The organism is Achromobacter sp. NPDC008082, from assembly GCF_042957345.1.
Classification (GTDB): Bacteria; Pseudomonadota; Gammaproteobacteria; order Burkholderiales; family Burkholderiaceae_B; genus Achromobacter; species Achromobacter kerstersii_A.
Genome location: NZ_JBIBIB010000003.1, coordinates 325,912 through 344,539, shown reverse-complemented (window position 1 = coordinate 344,539; position 18,628 = coordinate 325,912). Strand labels below are relative to the sequence as shown.

The window sequence follows — 18,628 nt, the reverse complement described above, 5'->3', positions numbered from 1 at the left end:
ATGCCCTCAAACACCGTCAAATGGATTGTCAGCATCGTCTTGGGATTGCTCATCGGCAGAGTCAGCTACGGCGTGCTGCTGCCGGTGATCCTGGCCTTGGGCCCCGGTGAGCAAGCCGCCACGTCAGGCGACCCGGACACGATGATCGCCGCCGGGCTCGTCATCTGGCTCGTCATCACTGTCATCGCCAGCGTGCTGCTGGCGCGCATTGCCAACCTGCGCCGCCTGATCGGCTGGGGTTGCGTGGTGCTGGGCGCCGCCATGGTGCTGACGATTCCCGCCACACTGCTGACGATGGACGTGGGCGCGCACACCGGCAGCAGCGCAGACGCCCGCGACGCCAACACCGCCCTGTTTTTCTGGGCGCTTATTTTTGGCCTGCCCTATGTGGGCGGCGGGCTGGTGCTGGCGATTTTGGGCTCGGTGCTGGTGCGGAAAAATCCGGCGGCAAAAGACCCCGTCCTTAACTAATCCGCCAATCTGCCGTTGTTATAAGCATGCGGCCCCCGCATGCGCCACGCGCTGCCGGCGTGGGTTCGCCCTTTCCTGAACCCACCTGCGTAGCGAATGACTTCATCCTCTGACACGATCGATACCCATCTTGCGCGCCGCGCGGAACTTCGGCAGCGGCTGCTAGGCGGCCAGTTTGATGAACTGGACGCCATCCTGGAACCCGCCGCGCTGCGGTGGCTGGATAGCAAAGGCGAGTCGTTCGGATATCGGTGGTTGTTGGACCAGATCAGCGACCCGCAAATTTCAGCGGCCGACAATCTTGCCCGCCTGCGCGCCTGGCGCGAGGCGCGGCCGGCGTCGTATCACGCGCATCTTGCCTACGGCAACCAGTGGGAAACCATTGCCGGCAATATCCGCAGCAGCAACACGGCGGACTACGTGGACGATGAGCAATGGGCCGGCGCAATGATGGCGCGCGATCATGCCGTCGGGGCCTTCCTGCAAGCGATGGCGTTGCATGAGCGGCCCGTGGTGGCCGTGCAGAGAACCATGCGGGTCTGCTCCTACCTGGGCGAACCGGAATGGCTGGCGGCGCTGGCAGCCGGCGCGCCGGCGTCACACAATGCGTTGCAGGAACGCTGGCCGGCCGACGTCTGGGAACAAGGCTTGAGCCTGCTTACCGAACACAGCCGCATGGGCCTGGCCGAGCTGCCGGCGTCCTTGCCTGCCGGCCTGCCCGCCCGCCAGGCGGACGACAACAACGATCCCAAAACCTATTGGCTGCGGACCTCGCTGGCCTTGCGCCCCAACGATGTGGGCGTGCTCACCACGTACCTGTACTTCCTGTATCCGCGCTGGGGCGGCAGCCACGACGCGATGGACGCGTTCATCAACGGCCCCGTATGCGCCGGTTTGACTGACGCCGAGCGCGATGAACTGCGGTTTCACAAAGCATTCGATTATCTCGGCTATTCCGCCTTCTACCCCGACGCGGACGACGACGCGCAGAACGCCCAGTTTCGCGACGCGTTCGAACAATGGCTGACCTTGCAGTTGCCCGCCGAGCAGCGCGCCGTGGCCCTGTGCCATTACGCCAACTTCGAAACCATGCGCGCCCGCCATGTCGATGATGACGGTGACGTGCATTGGGATGCCGCGCTGCTGCAACACGCCTACGAACTGCTGACGCAAGCCTGCGCAGCGGCGCCGGCGGATATCGACCTGACCGACGAAGCTTACCCCGGCACCGTGTTCACCTTGCAGGCGTGCCTGTGGTTCAAGGGCATGCCCGACACGCACGGCCTGTTCCGGCAGATTCTGCTGCGCGGCGCGCGCTGGGGCGACGATGTCGAAGCCGTGCTGCTGGCGGCGGCGGGCAGCAAGTTCGGCCTGTTCGGTTTGCAGGCGGGCGAGCTCGACACGCAGGCGCTGCTGGAACGCGGCTTCGCGCTGGACGGCAAGGACCGCGCGTTCAATCTGCCGCAACTGGGCCGCAACCTGTGGGGCGACGTGTCGCCAGAGGCCGCAATGTTCCTGTGGCAGGAAGGCGCCGCGCGCGAGCGCCCCGATGCGCTGATGTCGCTAAGCGAGCTGTATGCCGGCAAGATCGACGCCGGCTACGCCGGTATCGACAAGACCGCCGCGCGCGACTGGCTTGCGCGTGCCGCCGAAGCCGGCCATCTGGTGGCGCGCAACAACCTGGCCTATGCCGCCATCGACGAAGGCCGCGACATTCCGCAAGGTGAATACCAGGCGTACCGGCTCTGGCTGGAAAACAACTGGCGCGTGGCCGATCGCGGTTCCCGCATGGAAGCCATGGCCGCCCGCAACCTGAGCTGGCTGATGCTGATGCACAGCGGGTCGGATGAGGACCAGCGCGCCGCCCTGGACCGCGTGCTGCCCTGGATGTGGGACCAAAGCGATGACGGCGACCGCGAAACCGCCGCACGCAGCTACGCCATCGCGTTCATGGAAGGACGCGGTTGCGAGCCCAATGCGTATCTGGCCAAGGTGTGGATTGCACGCGCATGCGCGCTATCGCCCGAAGACGATTACTTGCAGCGCTTGAGCGGCGAAATCAATAACGATAGCGGCTGGTTTGGCGGCTGGCGCTTGCGGCGGCGCATGGAACAGGCCCGCGCGCGCGTGGATGCGCGTGGCCGCGAGCTGACGTTTGGGCGAGGCGAAACGGACGTGTGAGACAGCGCTGGGCGGTTGTGGCGTGCTGTCATGGCGTGCTGACTTAGCGTGCTGTCATGGCGTGCTGTCTTCGCGTGCTGTCTTCGCGTCCTGTCTTAGCTGGCTGTCCTAGTTTGCTGGCCCGCGCGCCGCGTCCCATTGCAGCATCAGCTGCGTGATCGCGGCGTCGAACACCGGATAACGCACGCCGTCCCGCGCCGCGAGCGACACGCCCAACAAAAAACTGTTGAACAAGGTGCCCAGCACTTTGGCATCGGTGGTGGCGGCAAGCTCGCCGCTGGCGATGCCGCGTTCCACGCAGCGGATGAAGCCCGAATGCGTGCGCTGGCGCGATGCCGCCAAGGGCTTGGCGACACCGGCGTGTTCGGGGGTGGGCGCGCTCATGACGCCCAGCGCCACCATGCAGCCTTTGGGATGCGTGCGTTCGCACTGCATCTTCGCCGACCGGCGCAGCGCCAGTTCTATGGCGGATTTCGGGGGAATGGCGTCATCCCACAGGCTGTCGTTCACGCGGGCGTAGGTGTCCAGATAGCGTTGAACGGCTTCGGCATACAGCGCCTCTTTTGATCCGAACGCCGCATAAAAACTGGGCGCTGAAATGCCGCCGCCGATGCCGGCCTTCAGCTGGCTGAGCGATGTTGATTCATAGCCGTGTTCCCAAAATAAATGCATCGCCTGTTCAACCGCCTGCTCGCGGTCAAACGCGCGCGGCCTGCCCATTTGCGCCATAGCCGTCTCCCTTTTTCGAACGCGACATCAATACTAATCGATACAAAAGTCATTGACAACGCGAAAGCTACGCGCCTACATTTATACCGATAGATACATAACTAGCGGCCATCAACACGACATGCCTGGGCGCCCTTTCCCCGCGCCCGAACCGCCGCCGATATCGATCCGGCCCCTCTACAAAGGACTTTTGCGTGCACCATTCAACCACTTCAACCGGGCAACCCGCGTCTGACAGCCTGCCTGTCTCCGGGCTGCTGGCGCTGGCCATGACCGGCTTTCTATGCATCGTCACCGAAACCCTGCCCGCCGGGCTGCTGCCGCAGATCAGCGCCGGGCTGGACGTCAGCCAGGCGCTGGCCGGGCAGACCGTAACCGCTTACGCGCTGGGTTCTTTGCTGGCGGCCATTCCGCTGACAATCGCCACCCGCGGCTGGCGCCGCCGCAACGTGCTGCTGATGACGATCATCGGCTTTCTACTCTTCAATTCCGCCACGGCGCTGTCGACGAACTACGGGCTAACCTTGGTAGCGCGCTTCTTCGCGGGCATGGCGGCGGGGCTGGCGTGGAGCCTGCTGGCGGGCTACGCGCGGCGCATGGTCGCCCCCTGGCAACAAGGGCGCGCGATGGCGTTGGCGATGGTAGGCACGCCCATTGCGCTGTCTCTGGGGGTGCCGCTTGGCACCTTGTTGGGGGCTACTGTGGGCTGGCGCGTCGCGTTCTGGATCATGTCGGCGCTGACGCTCGCCCTGATTGTCTGGGTGCTGGCCAAGGTGCCTGACTACCCAGGGCAGTCCGCCCATGAACGCCTGCCGCTGCGCCGGGTGTTCACGACGCCTGGCGTGCGGCCGGTGCTGGCGGTGGTGGTGGCGTGAATGCTGGCGCACAACATTCTGTACACGTATATCGCGCCCTTTGTCGCACCTGCCGGTTTATCTGAACGGGTGGACCTGGTGTTGCTGGTGTTTGGCACGGCGGCGCTTGCCGGCATCTGGATCACCGGCAAGCTCGTCGACCACCATTTGCGCGTGACGGTGCTGGCGAGCCTGGCCGCGTTTGGCGCCACGGCGCTGGTCTTCGGCTTGGCGCCTGCGAATGCGGCCGTGGTCTATCTGGGCGTGGCGGTTTGGGGCGTGAGCTTTGGCGGTGCCGCCACCTTGTTGCAAACCGCGTTGGCCGATGCCGCCGGCAGCGGCGCGGACGTGGCGCTGTCCATGAACGTGGTGGCGTGGAATGGCGCAATCGCTGGCGCCGGGGTGGCAGGCGGCATGCTGCTTGAGGCCTGGGGCGTTGGGGCGTTTCCGTGGGCGCTGGTGGCGCTGATCGCCCTGGCGTTCGCGATCGCGTGGCTGGCCCGCGCGCATGCGTTCCGGCCCGGATTACGAACGTCAGGCATGGTGGTGGCGGGGCATTGACCGCGCGGGGACGCTACGCGTCGGGGCATTGCGCCCCGGGCGGCCATGCCAATTTGCAGTTTGAAACGTTTCATCACCGGGCTGGCCGGCCGCCCTATGGCGACAACAGTACAATTCCCGCCACTCCTCGCTACAAAACCCTTCCCCGCCGCCTCACCCATGTCCAACCTCATCGTCCACGGTGGCACGCCTTTGCGTGGCCGCGTCATTCCTTCGGCCAACAAGAACGCCGTCCTGCCGATCTTGTGCGCCACGCTGCTGACCGACCAGCCCCTGACGCTGCACGGCGTGCCGGACATTACCGATGTCCGCAAGATTCTCGACATCTTCCGCACGCTGGGCAGCGACGTGAAGCTGGACGAAGCCACGCGCACGCTGAACCTGCATCACCGCCACACCACGTTTGACGCCACGTCGCACCGGCTGCCCGAGGAGATGCGTTCGTCGATCATGCTGGTGCCGCCGCTGCTGGCGCGTTTTGGCGTGGCGCGTCTGGAAGACAACGTGAAGGGTTGCACGCTGGGCGTGCGCGAGATTGATCCGCACGTGGACATCTTCCGCTCGTTCGGCGGCGAAGTGGAACGCGCCAGCGGTTCGCTGCTGGTGCGCAGCAGCGGCCCGTTGAAAGCCACGCACCATTGGCTGGACTACGCGTCCGTCACCACCACCGAAAACTTCGTGCTGTGCGCGGCGGCAGCCGTTGGCGAATCGTCGTTGACCAACGCGGCGTCGGAACCGCACGTGCAGGAGTTCTGCCGCTTCATGGTGATGATGGGCGCCGACATCGACGGCATCGGCACGTCGCGCCTGACGGTGCGCGGCGGCGCCACGCTGACGGGCGGCGACTTCACTTTTGAAGAAGACTTCCACGAGATCACGACCTTTCTGGCGCTGGGCGCCATCACGGGCGGCGACGTCGTGGTGCGCAACCGCACGCCGGGCAACTTCCCGCTGATCGACCGCACATTCGCTAAGTTCGGCGTGCAGATCGAGCATAAGGACGGCTGGTCGCGCGCGCTGCGTTCCGGCCCGCTGAAGGTACAGACGCCCTTCACCAGCAATGTGCTGACCAAGGTGGAAGCCGCGCCGTGGCCGTACTTCCCCGTGGACCTGCTGCCGATTTTCATTGCGCTGGGCGTGTGCGCCGAGGGCAACGCGATGTTCTGGAACAAGGTCTATGACGGCGCGCTGGGCTGGACGGGCGAGCTGTCGAAGTTTGGCGCCCACGTGTTCTCGTCCGACCCGCACCGCGTGGTGACGTTTGGCGGCATGCCGCTCACGCCCGCCGTGGTGGAAAGCCCCTACATCATCCGCGTGGCGATCGCGCTGTTCATGGTGGCCAGCAGCATCAAGGGCCGCTCGGAAATCCGCAACGCCACGCCGATTCGCCGCGCCCATCCCCAGTTTGTGGAAAACCTGCGCAGCCTGGGCGTGCAGGTGGAATGGACAAGCGAAGAATAAGCGTGCGATAGCGCGCGGCAGCGCGGTGGCGCGGTGGCGGGCCGGCCACCGCATGCACGCGCGTGGCCGCGGTGGCTGCGGCGGGCGCGGCGGCCGCGGTGGCCGCGGCGGCGGCGGGAACGCGCCGGATTACGGCTTGCCCGCCGCCCTTCCCAAAAATTCCAGCACCGCCACATACGAGCCTTCGTTGCCCGCCGCATTCGCGGCCGGCGTGCCGCCCGCATCCAGCAGCAAGCCCGACATCGCATGCGGTTTGCTGATCAGCGTGGCCGGCAGGTAGGGGTAATGCACGTGGTGCCCCGCCCCCATGCAAACGTGATGAAACGTGGGCAGACCGTGCGCCTGGCGTTGGCGCATCACAATTTCCGAATACGCGGTGCTAGGCCAGAAGCCATCGTCTGACGCGCTGACCAGCATGACCGGACCCGGATAGTTTTCAACCGGAATCCGCGCGCGCTCGAACGCAGCGCTATCGCGCGTGGCGCTAAGGAACGCGTGCGTCTGCCGATACGGCGGCTCGGAGGCGTAGGCGGCTTCCCAATCCGCGCTGGCGTTGTTTTCCCACAGATGCGGCAAGGGTTCGCCGCCCTGGGTCCACACCTGGGCATTGCGGCCGGTGCCGGGCGAACGGGCGCTGACCACGCCGTGCGTAACGGGCGACGGCACGTACGCCACCACCGCGCTGACCAGATCGGGATAGTGCGAGGCCACCAGCAGCGACGTTTCTCCGCCACGGCTAATGCCCGACAGCGCCACAAAGCCGTCGCGCGGCGCCAGCGTGTCGCGCGCCCAGCGCAGGGCGTGCTCGAAATACTCCAGCGGCATGTCGTTCAAGTACTTGGGCCGGCCTTCGTAATTGAAGATGGCCAGCGCCAGGCACTGGAAGCCGCGTGCGGCAAAGAGCGCGGCGCGTGGCGCGTTGACGCCGCCCGACGAGCCGTTCATGTAGATCACGAGCGGATGCGGGCCGGGGCCGGCCGGCGTATAGAGCTCGCCAGACACCGTCATGCCGCCCACGGTTTCGCGGACGGCGCGGTGCGTGACGCCCTCTTCCAGGAAGTCTTGCACCAGCTGCGCCGACGCGTGGCGCACGCCATCCGTGGCCTCGATCTGGATCACCAGCGGCTCGGTGCGGTCGGGCGGGAACACCACGCGGCTCATGTCTTCGCAGACCATGGACCACACGATGCCCATGGCCGAGGGCTCGGCGTAGCTGCCCGACACGGGGCTGTCGCGCCCCAGGTCCAGGCTGCCATCGAAGCCTGCGACGAACACGGCCTGCGAGCGCCACGGCGCGCCGCACATCTGCATGCTGGCGGTAACGGTGATGAAGGCATAGGCCGGAAAGCCGTCGATGCGGATGTCGCGCGCAACGTCGATCAAGGCAAATTCGGGGGTGACGGTGATGCGGGCTTGTTCAGTCACGGGGTGTCCTTGGAAGAGTCCTTAAAGGTGGCGTCAGGCTTTCAGATCGGTCTTGGGCACGCCATTGGCCTTGATCACCTGCGCCCACATGGCGGACTCATCGGCGATGACTTTGTCCAGATCGGCTGACGACGTGAATTCCACGGCCACGCCCTGCTCCGCGAATTGCTGGATCAGGCTGGGGTCGCGCGTGCCTTCGCGCACGGCGTTTTCCAGCACCGCCACCACGTTTGCGGGCATGGCGGCGGGGCCGGAAATCATCATGCGCGTGTACAGCTCGAAGCCGTCGACGCCCGCCTCCTTCATGGTGGGCACGTCCGGCAGGCTGGACAGGCGCTTGTCGGCGGTGACGGCCAGTACCTGCAACTTGCCCGACTTGATGTTGGGCAGCGCAGACGTCGGAAAGTCGAACGTGCTTTGCACCGTGCCGGCCATTAGGTCCAGCAACGCGGGGCCGCTGCCTTTGTAGGGCACATCCTGGAATTGCGTGCCCGTCTTGGATTGAAAGTGCAGCAGCGCCAGGTGATTGATGACGCCGCGGCCCGCGTGGGCGCAGGTAATGTCGCCCGGCTTTTTCTTCGCCAGCGCAATGAATTCCTGCACGTTCTTCACGCCCAGATCCGGGTGCACGATCAGCAGCATGGGCGACTTGCCCATCGACCCCAGCTGTTTGAAGTCAGACTGCTGGTACGGCAGATTGTTGTAGAGCAAGGGGTTCAGGATCATGCCGTTGGTGCCGGCAAAACCCAGCGTGTAGCCGTCGGGTTCCGCACGCGCCACCGCCACGGTGGCGATGATGGCCTGCCCGCCCGGGCGGTTTTCCACAACCACGTTTTGCTTGAGCGTCTTGCCCATGCGTTCGGCCAAGGCGCGTGCCGCGATGTCGGTCAGGCCGCCGGGGGCAAAGCCCACCAGCAGGCGCACCGGGCGCGTCGGAAAGGTGTTCTGCGCCCAGACCGGGCGCGAGCTCAGGGACATCAGGGGCAGCGCGGCAAGCGCACCCAGGGCGTGACGGCGGGACAATCGCATACGGCTCTCCGAGCAAGGGCAAAGGCACCAGCCCCGCGCGCGCTCAGGCAAGCGCCGCGTGGCAAGACGAGGAAAGGGGGAAGGACGCACAGGCCGCCAGCCGAACAGCAGCGGTCACAATGGCCGTATGTTGTATGCAATACCGCCGATGGGCTATCTAGGGATATCCCGGTGCGGCTGGGGAAGCTAAGGCGCGTGGGGCGGGCTTAATTCCGCCGGGTGGTATTTGGTATGCAATGACTAGCGCGGGCGCGCCGCAGGTTCCGGCCACTGTTGCGGCACCACGCGCAGCTGACTGGTGTCATACCCCAGCTCGCCGACCTTGGCGACCAGGCGCGCGTAATCGGCTTCGGGCAGCGTGGGCGTGCGGGCCATGATCCACACGTAATCGCGTTTAGAGCGGCCGATGATGGTTTGCTGATAGGCGTCGTCCACGTAAGCAATCACGTATTCCGCCTGAATCGGCCAGATGAACTGCATGCCCCAGATGGCGTTGCCTGTGCCCGGCTGCACGGTACCTACCGGATGCATGGTTTCCACATCGGCGTCAAAGCCGCCATGGCGGTAGCGGAACGTGGTCTGGATGCGGCCGTCGGGCATCAACGCGTATGACTCCACCGCATTGAACGACTTGCGTTCGGGCCAGCTGGGGATGCCGGCAATCACATACCAGTCGCCCATGAAACGCGGGATGTCGACCTGCGCCACGGGCGGCATCGGCGGCGGGCTGCTGCACCCTGCCAGCATGGCCGCCACGGCCAACGCGGAACTGCGAAAGATATTGCGCATGGCACTCCTCTCTTAGTCAGGGCGCGTAAAGCGGTAATGGGCGACCATCCATTGCCGCCCCTGTTCATAGCCGAACAATTCGGCGCACGCCATCCAGAACATGCGCCAGCGCTGAAACCACAAGGCCGCAAGCGCCGGACCATACGCGTGCTCCAGCACCTGCATGGCGGCGGCGCGGTTCGCGTCCTGGTTCGCGAGCCAGTGATTCGCCGTGCGTTCGTAATGGCTGCCGTCGATCAGCCAACGCGCTTCAATGTGCAGATCGCGCTGGAACCACAGTAAGGTGTCTGCCGCGGGCATGATGCCGCCCGTGAAGAAGTGGCGGCCCAGCCAGTTGTCGGCGCCCTCGGTTTCGAACGGGTACATCAGGCTGCGGTGCGCAAAGATGTGTACGAACAGCTTGCCCGCGGGCCGCAGCCACGTGCCGATACGCGCCAACAAGTCCTGATAGTTGCGCATGTGCTCGAACATTTCGACGGACACGCAGCGGTCGAATTCGGCAGGCGGCAGTTGCAGCGTGTTGACGTCGCAGGTGATGACCTCCACATTGCCCAGGCCGCGCAACTGGCATTGCTGCTGGATGTGCTGGCGCTGGGACGCGGAATTGGACACGGCGGTGATGCGCGCATGTGGATAGCGTTCCGCCATCCACAGCGTGAGCGACCCCCAGCCGCAGCCCAGCTCCAGAATGCGCTGGCCGTCCGCCAGTTCAGCGCGCATGCCGGTTAGCTCCAGCATGGCGGCTTCGGCCTGGTCCAGGCTTTCGCGGCCGGTGGCGTAGTAGCAGCCTGAATACTTCAAGCGCTTGCCCAGGCACAGCTTGAAAAAGTCGGCAGGCAATTCATAGTGCTGGGCGTTGGCGTCGTCGGTGTGGATGGCCAGCGGGCTAAGCTGCAATTCGTTCATCAAATGCTGATAGCGCCTTGCCTCGGCCGCCGGGCCGCCCGCCCTTTCGTCGCGCAGCCGGTCGGCGCACAGGCGGCGGATGCCGTGGCGCACCAGGGCGTCGGGCACCCACCCGCGTTCGGCCCAGCCCAGCAAGCCCGGGGCGGGACGATCCGACGGAAGTTGGACGTCGCTAAGAATGGCGGTGTTCATGATTTGCCCTTTGCGTGGCGTGGCGGGGAGCCGGCGGCGGAAGCCGGTTTCGGAAACCAGGGGAAAAGCATTGGCGTCGTGCGCTGATATTCGCGGTAGGCGTCGCCGCGCGAGCGGATCGATTGCGCCTCGGTGTAGGGGATGCCGCTGATCCAGCGCAGAAAGATGAACATCACGACAGGCCCCAGCCACGCCAGCCACGCGAAGCTGGCGCCCACGGCCAGCGCCACGTAGCTGAACCAGTGGAGCCATTCGAAGAAGTAATTGGGATGGCGGGAATAGCGCCACAAGCCGACTTGGCACACGCGCCCGGCATTGGCCGCGTCCGCGCGAAAGGCCGCCAGTTGCCGGTCGGCCAATGATTCACCGGCAACCGCCACAATCCAGATCAGCAGCCCCAGCCACAACCACGGCGTCATGCCGGGCATTGGGTTGGCGGCAACCGCAATGAAGGGCAAGGTAAACAGCACGATCAAGCCGGCCTGCGCCAGAAAAAACAGCGCGAACTTGGTTTGGCTGCCGTTCCAGTGGGCGCGCAGCGCGCGGTAGCGGCCGTCTTCTTCGCCCTCGCGCACGCGGCGCCAGATATGCAGCGCGAGCCGGCCCGCCCACACGCCGCCCAGCACCGCCAGCAGCAGCCGGGGCATGACGGCGCCCGGCCCCGTCAATGCGGTCAGCACCGCGCCCAGCCCGACACCCGCCGTCCACATCACATCAACGATGCCGGCATTGCGATGGCGGCGCTGCCACTGCCACCCGGCCGCCATCAGCACCACCCCCATCACCGCCACCATCAGAATCTGCATACCCGGGCTCATGTTGCGCCCCCTGTGATCGAACCGGCTGGCCGCCGCAAATTCCGTTCCCAACGGCCGGCCAGACGGCAGAGTATCCACATCGCCAGCGCCCAGCCGATGGCCAGCCACGTCAAGCTGCGCCAGACGGGCGGCACAAACACCATCGCGCCCCACCCTCGCGCCGCGCCCCAATACGCCAGCGGCCCGCCCACGAGCCCCAACGCTGCGCCCATGACAGGGCGGTCACGCAGATACGCCAGCGAATGGTTGAAGGTCATGGCGAAGGCGGCCCAGAGCGCCAAGATCCAGAGCGGTGCGCCCCCCACTGGCAACGCGGGCCGGGGCGTCGCGTACAGCGCCCAGCCGCTGGCGGCCAGCAGGCCATCCAGCGCCAAGCCCAGGTACAAGGCCACGGCAACCAGCCGCAAATCGGCGCGGCGGCTGTGGGACACCCAGGCCTGGATCAGCACGAAGCCTGCCGACAGCACGACGCCCCACCACGGGTTGCCCCGGCTGGCGCCGATTACCGCGCCGAACCAGACGATCTGGTAGCCGATCAGGTTGGCCCAGAATGTCATGGGAACTCCTTCGCCTCCCGGGCCGTCCAGCGCGGCGCGCCGGGCATGGCTGCCGGGCGCGCCAGCAGCAGATGCGATACGCCAATGGCGCGTTCGCGGAATCCGCCTTCGCAATAGGCCAGGTAGAACTCCCACAGGCGGATGAAGCGTTCATCAAACCCCTGCGCCCGCACCGCGTCAAGCCGCGCCACGAAGCGTTGGCGCCACGCTTGCAACGTGCGCGCGTAAGACAGCCCGAAGTCTTCCAGATGCACCAGGCTCAAGTCGCTGGCGCGCGTTTTGGCGTTCAGCATCGCCTGAATCGATGGCATGAAGCTGCCCGGGAAGACATGGAGCTTGATGAAGTCCACGGCTTTCAACGCCTGCGCGTAGCGGTGGTCTTCGATGGTGATGGCCTGGATCAGCGCCACGCCCTCGGGCTTGAGCAATTCACCCACTTTGGCGAAGTACGTGGGCAGATAGGCCGCGCCGATGGCCTCGATCATCTCTATCGAGACGAGCTTGTCGAACTGGCCATGCAGGTCGCGGTAGTCCTGTAGCAAGACGTCCACCCGGAACTGCAACCCGGCGCGGCGGATGCGCTCGGAAGCCAGCGCATGCTGCTCGCGCGAAATCGTGGTGGTGGTGACGCGGCAACCGTAATGGCGTGCGGCATGCAGTGCAAAGCCGCCCCAGCCGGTGCCGATCTCGACCACGTGGTCACCGGGTTGCAAGTTCAGCTTGCGGCAAATCACATCCAGCTTGCGCGTGGACGCCTGCTCCAGCGTGTCGTCCTCCCCGTCCCACATGGCGGACGAATACATCATGTCATCTGACAGGAACAGCTGAAAGAACGCATTGCCCAGGTCGTAGTGCGCGGCAATGTTGCGGCGGCTGCCGGCGCGGGTGTTGCGGCGCAGCGCATGCAGCGCGCGCATGGCCAGGCCGCCCAAGCGCGCACTGCCGGTTTCCATGCTGTCCAGCCACTCGCGGTTGCGCACCAGCAGGCGGATCAGGCCGACCAGGTCATCGCATTCCCAATGCCCGTCGCCATACGCCTCGCCGCCGCCCACGCTGCCGCTGCCCGCCAGCGCCCGGTAAAAAGCCGGGTTCCGCACGCGCACGTGCACGGGGCGGGCCTGATGGTGATGGTATGGGTGGGCGTGGGCCGGGCTGTGGCTCTGGGCTGAACCGCTGACGCCGGCTCCGCTGACGCCTGCTCGCATCGGGCCCATGGCGTCTTCGATGGTCAGCGATCCGCCTCGCAAACCGCCCAAGCGGCTCTGCAAGTGCTCACGCAGCAGGCGGTCGGCAAACGACATCGGCGGCGCGTCGGGCTCGGGCGCATAGGGCTCGGAAGACGTAGAGGCAGAGTGCGGCGTCATAGTGGGCATCTCTTGGCGAATCTGGCGGGGACATTGCCATATACGAACGCCGATGCCCGTCAGATGCCTGGGGAAAACCCTAGATCACGCCCCGGGATCGCCGGTCAGCCAACACAGGGTGGCGACCAGGTCGTCTTGCCACGTGTAATGCATCCACACCGCCGTCCCTGCCTCCCAGCCCCCCGGCCCCCAGCTGCGCGTCAGGGTCAGCTGCAAACGGGTGGGCGTGATTGACGTCAATTCCGCGCCATCAAAATCCTGGAACGTGCGCACCAGCGGATGCAGCGCCTTGTAGAGCGATTCCTTGGCGGAGAACAACAGCGTCAGCGCGCTGCGGCGTTCGAAGTAAGGGCTGGCGCGGGCCAATTCGGCGGTGTTCGCGATCAAGGGCAAGACTTCGGTCATCACACGCGGGCTGACCCGTTCCTGGATATCGAATCCCAGCGCCACGCAATGGCGGGACGCCGCCACCGCCGCAGCCGCCCATGCCGTGCTGTGGCTGATGCTGCCGTGCCAGCCTGCGGGCCACACGGGCAGCTTGTCTTCCCCGCGCGGGACGTAGCCGATGCGCCCGGCGCCGGCGGCTTCCAGGGCGCGCGCCGCGCACACTCTGCCCGCCAGGAATTCGCCGCGCCGTTTGGCGCCCATGGGCTGCATGTCGGTTTCCAGACGCCGGGCGTCGGCGTCGGTACGCGCAATATCGCTTGCCTGTGCTTGTGCAATCGGCATCAGCGCCATCGAGATCCAGTCTGGTGCATCCAACGCCAAGCGCATGTCTTGCGGCACGACTTACCCCTCTATGCTGGTCAACACGACCCGTGGCGCAAATAATGCCCGATTGCGGCGAGCCTTGCATCGGGCGGGGGTTGGGGCGGGAGTAGGGGCGCGGGGTTGGGGCGGGGGGTGGGCCGGGGGGTGGGTCACGACTGACGGCCCAAAATCATGGCTGTGAACGGGCGGCCGCCGCTTGCGAGGGGCCGCGGTCCGAGGTGGCGGCCTGGCCGGTCGGGTCCGACGGGTCCGCTTGCGCTGCCCGGTCCGATTGCGCTGCCCGGTCCGATTGCCCTGCCCGGTCCCCCTGGCCCGCCCGGGCCGTCTGCCAGACGAACGCCGTCAGGTCGTCCAGCACCGGCGCGCGCCAGCGCAGCGGACGCGCCAAGGCGCCCGCCAACAGCGCATGGCCCAAGCGGTCATAACGCACGACATCGACCGGCGCGTGCGCCGCCCGCAGCGCCGCCGCCAGGCGTTCCGTGTTGAGCTCGGGGTCGACCGTGGTGTCGGCCATGCCCACCATCAGCAAGGCCGGCGGCGCGGCGGCGCTGACGTGGGCAATCGGTTGGGAATCCGCCGGCGTGCCAGGGAAATGGAACACGGGTTTCAGGCTGCGCGCGACGATGGGCAGGAAGTTGTAGGGGCCGGCCATGCCGATCCAGCCGCGCAGCATGGCGGGCGACGCACCAAAGCGCGCCAGCCAGCGCGCATCCAGCGCCACCATGGCCGCGTTGTAGCCGCCCGCGCTATGCCCGGCTACGAAGACTTCCGCCGGGTCGCCGCCGTAGTTGGCGATGTGCTGCAAGGTCCAGGCGACGGCGCGTGCGGAGTCGTCCACGAAGTCCGGGTACGACACGTCGGGATACAGCCGGTAGTCGGCAATAACGGCCATGATGCCGCGCGAGGCCAACGCATCACCCACGAATTTGTAGTCGGCGCGCGAACCGTTGCGCCAGCTGCCGCCGTAAAAGAACACCACCACGGGCGGGCGGCTGACGCCGGGCGGCGCGTAGATGTCCAGCTGCTGGCGCGGGCTGTCGCCATACGCCACGCCTGACACGACGCGGCTGGCGTCATCAGGCACCGCGCCATTCAGCACGGCCAGCGGCGAACACGCCGCCAGCCCCAGCACCAGTACCGAAGCCAGCACGGCAAGCATCATCACGCTGCGCATCGGCGTGCCTGAACGAAGGAATCACGGGGCGGCAAGGTCGTCTCCTTGTGAAGAACATGGGGCATGGGGCCAGTGGTGTGTGGCCCCATGCCCCATATACGAAGGCGGCACGGATTTGGATGCGCGCAGGCGGCCGGCTAGTCCGGCTACACCGGCTACGCCTTGGTCATCAGCTTCTTCCAGCCTTCCAGGCCCAGCTTCTTCATCGTGTCGATGTTCTTTTCATAGATGTCGGCCGCGTCCGGGAACGATTCCACCGCCCGGTCGATGCTGTCTTCGCGCAGCAGATGCAGAATCGGGTACGGCGAACGGTTCGTGTAGTTCTCGATGTCGTCCTGCTGCGTGTCCGCAAACTGGAACTGCGGGTGGAAAGTGGCCACTTGCAGCTCGCCCACCAGCCGCATGCGCTTGAGCAGGCGGTCAGACAGGTCTTCGAAATCGTTGAAATCCAGGAAGTCGTCCAACGCGTCGGGCAAGATCAGCAAGGTGGTGTCGATCTGTTCCGGGTCGGCCTCGGACAGTAAGGCAAGCTCGTCCTGCAAGTCAGTCAGGACGCCCTCGGCGTCGGTGGCGTCGCTGACCGCAAAACGGATCTGGTCCTTGACCTGAACCGCTTTGGCAAACGGGCAAAGGTTCAGGCCGATGACGGCCTGATTCAGCCAGTGGCGGGTTTCAGCCACCACATTGGCGTAAGCGTCAGAAGTCGAAATCATGCCGGCATGGCCGCCATGGTTTGCGCGACGGCAGCCGTCAGCTTCTTGCCGTAAGGCACGTGCAGGAATTCATTGGGGCCGTGGGCGTTGGACTTGGGGCCCAACACGCCGCACACCATGAACTGCGCCTTGGGGAAGCCCTTTTGCAGGATGCTCATCAGCGGAATCGTGCCGCCCTGGCCGATATAGCCGCAAGGCTGGCCGTAATACTGCTGCGAGGCGGCGTCCAGCGCCTGCGTCAGCCAGGGCACGGCGGCCGGCGCGTTCCAGCCGGTGGCCGCGCCTTCGTTAGCCTTGAAGATCACCTTGGCGTTGTACGGCGCGTCGGCTTCCAGCAATGCCTTGATTTCCTGCGACGCGGCCACGGCGTCCACCAGCGGCGGCAAGCGCAGCGACAGCTTGAACGCGGTGCGCGGGCGCAGCACGTTGCCGGCGCTGGACAGCGGCGGCAGGCCTTCGGCGCCCGTCACCGACAAGGTCGGGCGCCAGGTGCGGTTCAGCAGGGCCTGTTCGGGCTCGGTCGTCATCGGCAGCACAAAGCCGCCGTCGGCGCCGCAGCTCCAGGGGAAACGGCGCCACACTTCGTCGCCCAGAATGCGGGCCGTGGCCGACACCTGTTCGACGCGGTCAGCGGGAATTTCGCAGTGCAGGCTTTGCGGCAGCAGACGGCCGGTGCCGCTGTCTTCCAGGCGGTCCAGCAGATGGCGCAAGATGCGGAACGACGACGGCACAACGCCGCTGGAGTCGCCCGAGTGCACGCCTTCGTCCAGCACCTGCACTTCCAGCGTGCCGGACACCATGCCGCGCAGCGACGTGGTCATCCACAGCTGGTCGTAGTTGCCCGCGCCCGAATCCAGGCAGACGACCAGGGCGACATTGCCCAGGCGGTCGCGCAGCGCGTCTACGTAAGGCAGCAAGTCATAGCTGCCGGATTCTTCACAGGTTTCAACGATGCCCACGCAACGCGGGCGCGGAATGCCTTGCTTGTCCAGCGCCATGATGGCGGTCAGCGAGGCGTACACGGCGTAGCCGTCGTCCGCGCCGCCGCGGCCATAGAGCTTGCCGTCTTCGTACTTCGGGGTCCACGGGCCCAGGCCCGCGCGCCAGCCCGAGAATTCCGGCTGCTTGTCCAGGTGGCCGTACAGCAGCACGGTGTCGCCGTTGTCGCTGCGGGTAGCCGGCGCGTCAAAGAAGATGACGGGCGTGCGGCCCGGCAGGCGCACCACTTCCAGCTTCAGGCCCGATACTTTCTGCGCTTCGACCCACTGCGCCGCATCGCGCACCACGCGTTCAATGAACGCGTTCTTTTCCCAGTCGGCGTCAAAGGCCGGGCTCTTGGCGGGAATGGCGATGTAGTCGGTCAGTGCGGGGATGATTTCGTTGTCCCATTTGTCGTCGACAAATTCCTGGAGCGCTTTCGGGTCCAGGGTGGGCGGCAGTGCGTCTTCGGGGATACGGGCGTTCATGGCGCTGAAATCCTGTGTGCGGGAATGGGGTAATTTTTCTATTTTATGCCTGAACGCGGCCGATATCGGGCGGCCATCGGGCGGCCATCGGGCGGCTATCGGGCCACTACCGGGCCGAATACGCTTCGATGCAGCCCCAGACCTGGCGGGCTAGCAATTTGGCGTTGTCCACCGACTGATACAGCCGGATCTCCATATGGATGTCGTTGCGCGCGCTGTCGGCCCGCACCAGCTTGCCTGCGCGCAAGTCGTCCTCGATGAGTGTGTGCGGCAGCCAGGCCAGGCCAAAGCCCTGGCGCGCCATGGCGTGCAGCGCATCGGCCAGATCTGATTCATACAAAGTCTGCAACTGCGGCACCACACAAAGCCCGCGCAGGCGGTCGTGCAGGATGCGGCCTAGCGACATGCTGTCGGCATAAGCCAGGAACGGCACGGCCGGGTCCGACGCCAGCTTAGGCACGGCATAACGGGGGTGGCGGCCGCCGTCCGCCACGGGCGCACTGACCGCAACCAGCTTGTCGGCGCCCACGCGCCGGCAACGGTAGCCGGGGTTGTCGATCTTGGCGTAGAGCGGCTCGTGCGCATGGCACAGCAGGAAGTCGACCTCGCCATCCGCCAGCATGTCCACCCCGTAGTTCAGCGTGGTGGTGATGACCTTCAGCTGGAACGCCGGCATGCCCTGCTGCACGCTGGCCATCAGCCCGGGCAGCACCGAATGCGCCAGCGTCTTGCCCGACGCGATGATGATCTTGCGGTTGCGTTCCTGCTCGGGCTTTTGCAGCGCCAGCCGGGTGTCGCGCAGGATATCCAGCACGTCGATGGCGGCGGCCAGCATGCTGCGCCCGGCCGCGTTCAAGGTGGTGGCCTGATGGCCGCGTTCCACCAGCGCCACGCCCGCCCATTCCTCAAGCGCCTTGATGCGGCGGCCGAACGCCGGGTGCGTCACGCTGCGCGCCTCGGCCGCCTGGAACATATTGCGCGACTTCGATAGCGCGACGAAGTCTTCCAGCCATTTGGTGTCCATCTGTCTCTCTCGTCGGGTCCCGGGTCGGCCCTCGGGTGTTCGTCGCTGGCGCCGCCGTTATGCGTTGTGCCGATTCGGCACAGCGGGTGCTCATTTTGCACAACCCAGAAACAATTGGCAACTAACATCCCGACATCGACTTC

General features: G+C 66.0%; 16 protein-coding genes and 1 pseudogene. 4 read left to right on the top strand and 13 right to left on the bottom strand.

The window, feature by feature from the left end; genetic code table 11:
• Together ACFZAI_RS13775 and ACFZAI_RS13770 are read left to right on the top strand one after the other, a co-directional pair.
• A complete protein-coding gene (locus ACFZAI_RS13775) occupies positions 1 to 471 on the top strand; it encodes a hypothetical protein (RefSeq protein WP_391567380.1) in 471 nt (156 codons plus the stop codon).
• Between the two features lie 96 nt (positions 472 to 567).
• A complete protein-coding gene (locus tag ACFZAI_RS13770; RefSeq protein ID WP_391567379.1) occupies positions 568 to 2,652 on the top strand; it encodes a DUF4034 domain-containing protein in 2,085 nt (694 codons plus the stop codon).
• Between the two features lie 108 nt (positions 2,653 to 2,760).
• On the opposite strand, the gene ACFZAI_RS13765 is transcribed toward ACFZAI_RS13770, so the two are convergent.
• Positions 2,761 to 3,381, bottom strand: a complete 621-nt coding sequence (locus ACFZAI_RS13765) for a TetR/AcrR family transcriptional regulator (protein ID WP_391567378.1) — start codon at positions 3,379 to 3,381, stop codon at positions 2,761 to 2,763.
• A gap of 194 nt (positions 3,382 to 3,575) precedes the next feature.
• Here ACFZAI_RS13765 and ACFZAI_RS13760 point away from each other — a divergent pair.
• Both ACFZAI_RS13760 and ACFZAI_RS13755 read left to right on the top strand, forming a co-directional pair.
• Positions 3,576 to 4,796: pseudogene (locus ACFZAI_RS13760) on the top strand (MFS transporter).
• A 159-nt stretch (positions 4,797 to 4,955) separates the two neighbouring features.
• Complete coding sequence (locus ACFZAI_RS13755) at positions 4,956 to 6,257, top strand: UDP-N-acetylglucosamine 1-carboxyvinyltransferase (RefSeq protein ID WP_391567377.1); 1,302 nt, start codon at positions 4,956 to 4,958, stop codon at positions 6,255 to 6,257.
• A 129-nt stretch (positions 6,258 to 6,386) separates the two neighbouring features.
• On the opposite strand, the gene ACFZAI_RS13750 is transcribed toward ACFZAI_RS13755, so the two are convergent.
• The 12 genes from ACFZAI_RS13750 to ACFZAI_RS13695 all read right to left on the bottom strand — a co-directional run bounded on the left by ACFZAI_RS13750 (position 6,387) and on the right by ACFZAI_RS13695 (position 18,485).
• On the bottom strand, positions 6,387 to 7,682 hold the full coding sequence (locus ACFZAI_RS13750) for an acyl-CoA thioester hydrolase/BAAT C-terminal domain-containing protein (protein WP_391567376.1): 1,296 nt from the start codon (positions 7,680 to 7,682) through the stop codon (positions 6,387 to 6,389).
• Positions 7,683 to 7,715: 33 nt separating this feature from the next.
• A complete protein-coding gene (locus ACFZAI_RS13745) occupies positions 7,716 to 8,711 on the bottom strand; it encodes a Bug family tripartite tricarboxylate transporter substrate binding protein (RefSeq protein ID WP_391567375.1) in 996 nt (331 codons plus the stop codon).
• Between the two features lie 240 nt (positions 8,712 to 8,951).
• Positions 8,952 to 9,500, bottom strand: a complete 549-nt coding sequence (locus tag ACFZAI_RS13740) for a lipocalin family protein (protein ID WP_391567374.1) — start codon at positions 9,498 to 9,500, stop codon at positions 8,952 to 8,954.
• Between the two features lie 12 nt (positions 9,501 to 9,512).
• Complete coding sequence (locus ACFZAI_RS13735; protein WP_391567373.1) at positions 9,513 to 10,598, bottom strand: SAM-dependent methyltransferase; 1,086 nt, start codon at positions 10,596 to 10,598, stop codon at positions 9,513 to 9,515.
• The gene (locus ACFZAI_RS13730; protein WP_391567372.1) at positions 10,595 to 11,416 is read right to left on the bottom strand and encodes a DUF1295 domain-containing protein; all 822 of its coding nucleotides are present in this window, start codon (positions 11,414 to 11,416) and stop codon (positions 10,595 to 10,597) included. Before ACFZAI_RS13730 ends, ACFZAI_RS13735 begins: the two co-directional genes overlap by 4 nt.
• Positions 11,413 to 11,973 (bottom strand): DUF2878 domain-containing protein, encoded by a 561-nt coding sequence (locus ACFZAI_RS13725; protein WP_391567371.1) that lies wholly within the window; start codon positions 11,971 to 11,973, stop codon positions 11,413 to 11,415. The genes ACFZAI_RS13730 and ACFZAI_RS13725 overlap by 4 nt, the downstream gene beginning before the upstream one ends.
• Complete coding sequence (locus ACFZAI_RS13720) at positions 11,970 to 13,337, bottom strand: class I SAM-dependent methyltransferase (RefSeq protein ID WP_391567370.1); 1,368 nt, start codon at positions 13,335 to 13,337, stop codon at positions 11,970 to 11,972. The genes ACFZAI_RS13725 and ACFZAI_RS13720 overlap by 4 nt, the downstream gene beginning before the upstream one ends.
• 84 nt (positions 13,338 to 13,421) lie before the next feature.
• Positions 13,422 to 14,123: a 4'-phosphopantetheinyl transferase gene (locus ACFZAI_RS13715; protein ID WP_391567369.1), complete on the bottom strand. Its 702-nt coding sequence runs from the start codon at positions 14,121 to 14,123 to the stop codon at positions 13,422 to 13,424.
• Between the two features lie 154 nt (positions 14,124 to 14,277).
• Positions 14,278 to 15,282, bottom strand: a complete 1,005-nt coding sequence (locus ACFZAI_RS13710) for an alpha/beta hydrolase (protein WP_391567367.1) — start codon at positions 15,280 to 15,282, stop codon at positions 14,278 to 14,280.
• A 155-nt stretch (positions 15,283 to 15,437) separates the two neighbouring features.
• A complete protein-coding gene (locus ACFZAI_RS13705; protein ID WP_391567366.1) occupies positions 15,438 to 15,995 on the bottom strand; it encodes a DUF1415 domain-containing protein in 558 nt (185 codons plus the stop codon).
• Positions 15,992 to 17,461, bottom strand: a complete 1,470-nt coding sequence (locus tag ACFZAI_RS13700) for a M20 family metallopeptidase (RefSeq protein ID WP_391567365.1) — start codon at positions 17,459 to 17,461, stop codon at positions 15,992 to 15,994. Before ACFZAI_RS13700 ends, ACFZAI_RS13705 begins: the two co-directional genes overlap by 4 nt.
• Positions 17,462 to 17,567: 106 nt before the next feature.
• Positions 17,568 to 18,485 carry a LysR substrate-binding domain-containing protein gene (locus tag ACFZAI_RS13695; protein ID WP_391567364.1) on the bottom strand — a complete coding sequence of 306 codons (918 nt, stop codon included), beginning with the start codon at positions 18,483 to 18,485 and terminating at the stop codon, positions 17,568 to 17,570.
• Between the last annotated feature and the right edge of the window lie 143 nt (positions 18,486 to 18,628).

Bases quoted from the DNA above. Each gene is read 5' to 3' on its own strand.
- ACFZAI_RS13775 (WP_391567380.1), top strand. From the start codon at position 1: ATGCCCTCAAACACCGTCAAATGGATTGTCAGCATCGTCTTGGGATTG.
- ACFZAI_RS13770 (WP_391567379.1), top strand. From the start codon at position 568: ATGACTTCATCCTCTGACACGATCGATACCCATCTTGCGCGCCGCGCG.
- ACFZAI_RS13765 (WP_391567378.1), bottom strand. From the start codon at position 3,381: ATGGCGCAAATGGGCAGGCCGCGCGCGTTTGACCGCGAGCAGGCGGTT.
- ACFZAI_RS13755 (WP_391567377.1), top strand. From the start codon at position 4,956: ATGTCCAACCTCATCGTCCACGGTGGCACGCCTTTGCGTGGCCGCGTC.
- ACFZAI_RS13745 (WP_391567375.1), bottom strand. From the start codon at position 8,711: ATGCGATTGTCCCGCCGTCACGCCCTGGGTGCGCTTGCCGCGCTGCCC.
- ACFZAI_RS13740 (WP_391567374.1), bottom strand. From the start codon at position 9,500: ATGCGCAATATCTTTCGCAGTTCCGCGTTGGCCGTGGCGGCCATGCTG.
- ACFZAI_RS13735 (WP_391567373.1), bottom strand. From the start codon at position 10,598: ATGAACACCGCCATTCTTAGCGACGTCCAACTTCCGTCGGATCGTCCC.
- ACFZAI_RS13730 (WP_391567372.1), bottom strand. From the start codon at position 11,416: ATGAGCCCGGGTATGCAGATTCTGATGGTGGCGGTGATGGGGGTGGTG.
- ACFZAI_RS13725 (WP_391567371.1), bottom strand. From the start codon at position 11,973: ATGACATTCTGGGCCAACCTGATCGGCTACCAGATCGTCTGGTTCGGC.
- ACFZAI_RS13720 (WP_391567370.1), bottom strand. From the start codon at position 13,337: ATGACGCCGCACTCTGCCTCTACGTCTTCCGAGCCCTATGCGCCCGAG.
- ACFZAI_RS13710 (WP_391567367.1), bottom strand. From the start codon at position 15,282: ATGCGCAGCGTGATGATGCTTGCCGTGCTGGCTTCGGTACTGGTGCTG.
- ACFZAI_RS13705 (WP_391567366.1), bottom strand. From the start codon at position 15,995: ATGATTTCGACTTCTGACGCTTACGCCAATGTGGTGGCTGAAACCCGC.
- ACFZAI_RS13700 (WP_391567365.1), bottom strand. From the start codon at position 17,461: ATGAACGCCCGTATCCCCGAAGACGCACTGCCGCCCACCCTGGACCCG.
- ACFZAI_RS13695 (WP_391567364.1), bottom strand. From the start codon at position 18,485: ATGGACACCAAATGGCTGGAAGACTTCGTCGCGCTATCGAAGTCGCGC.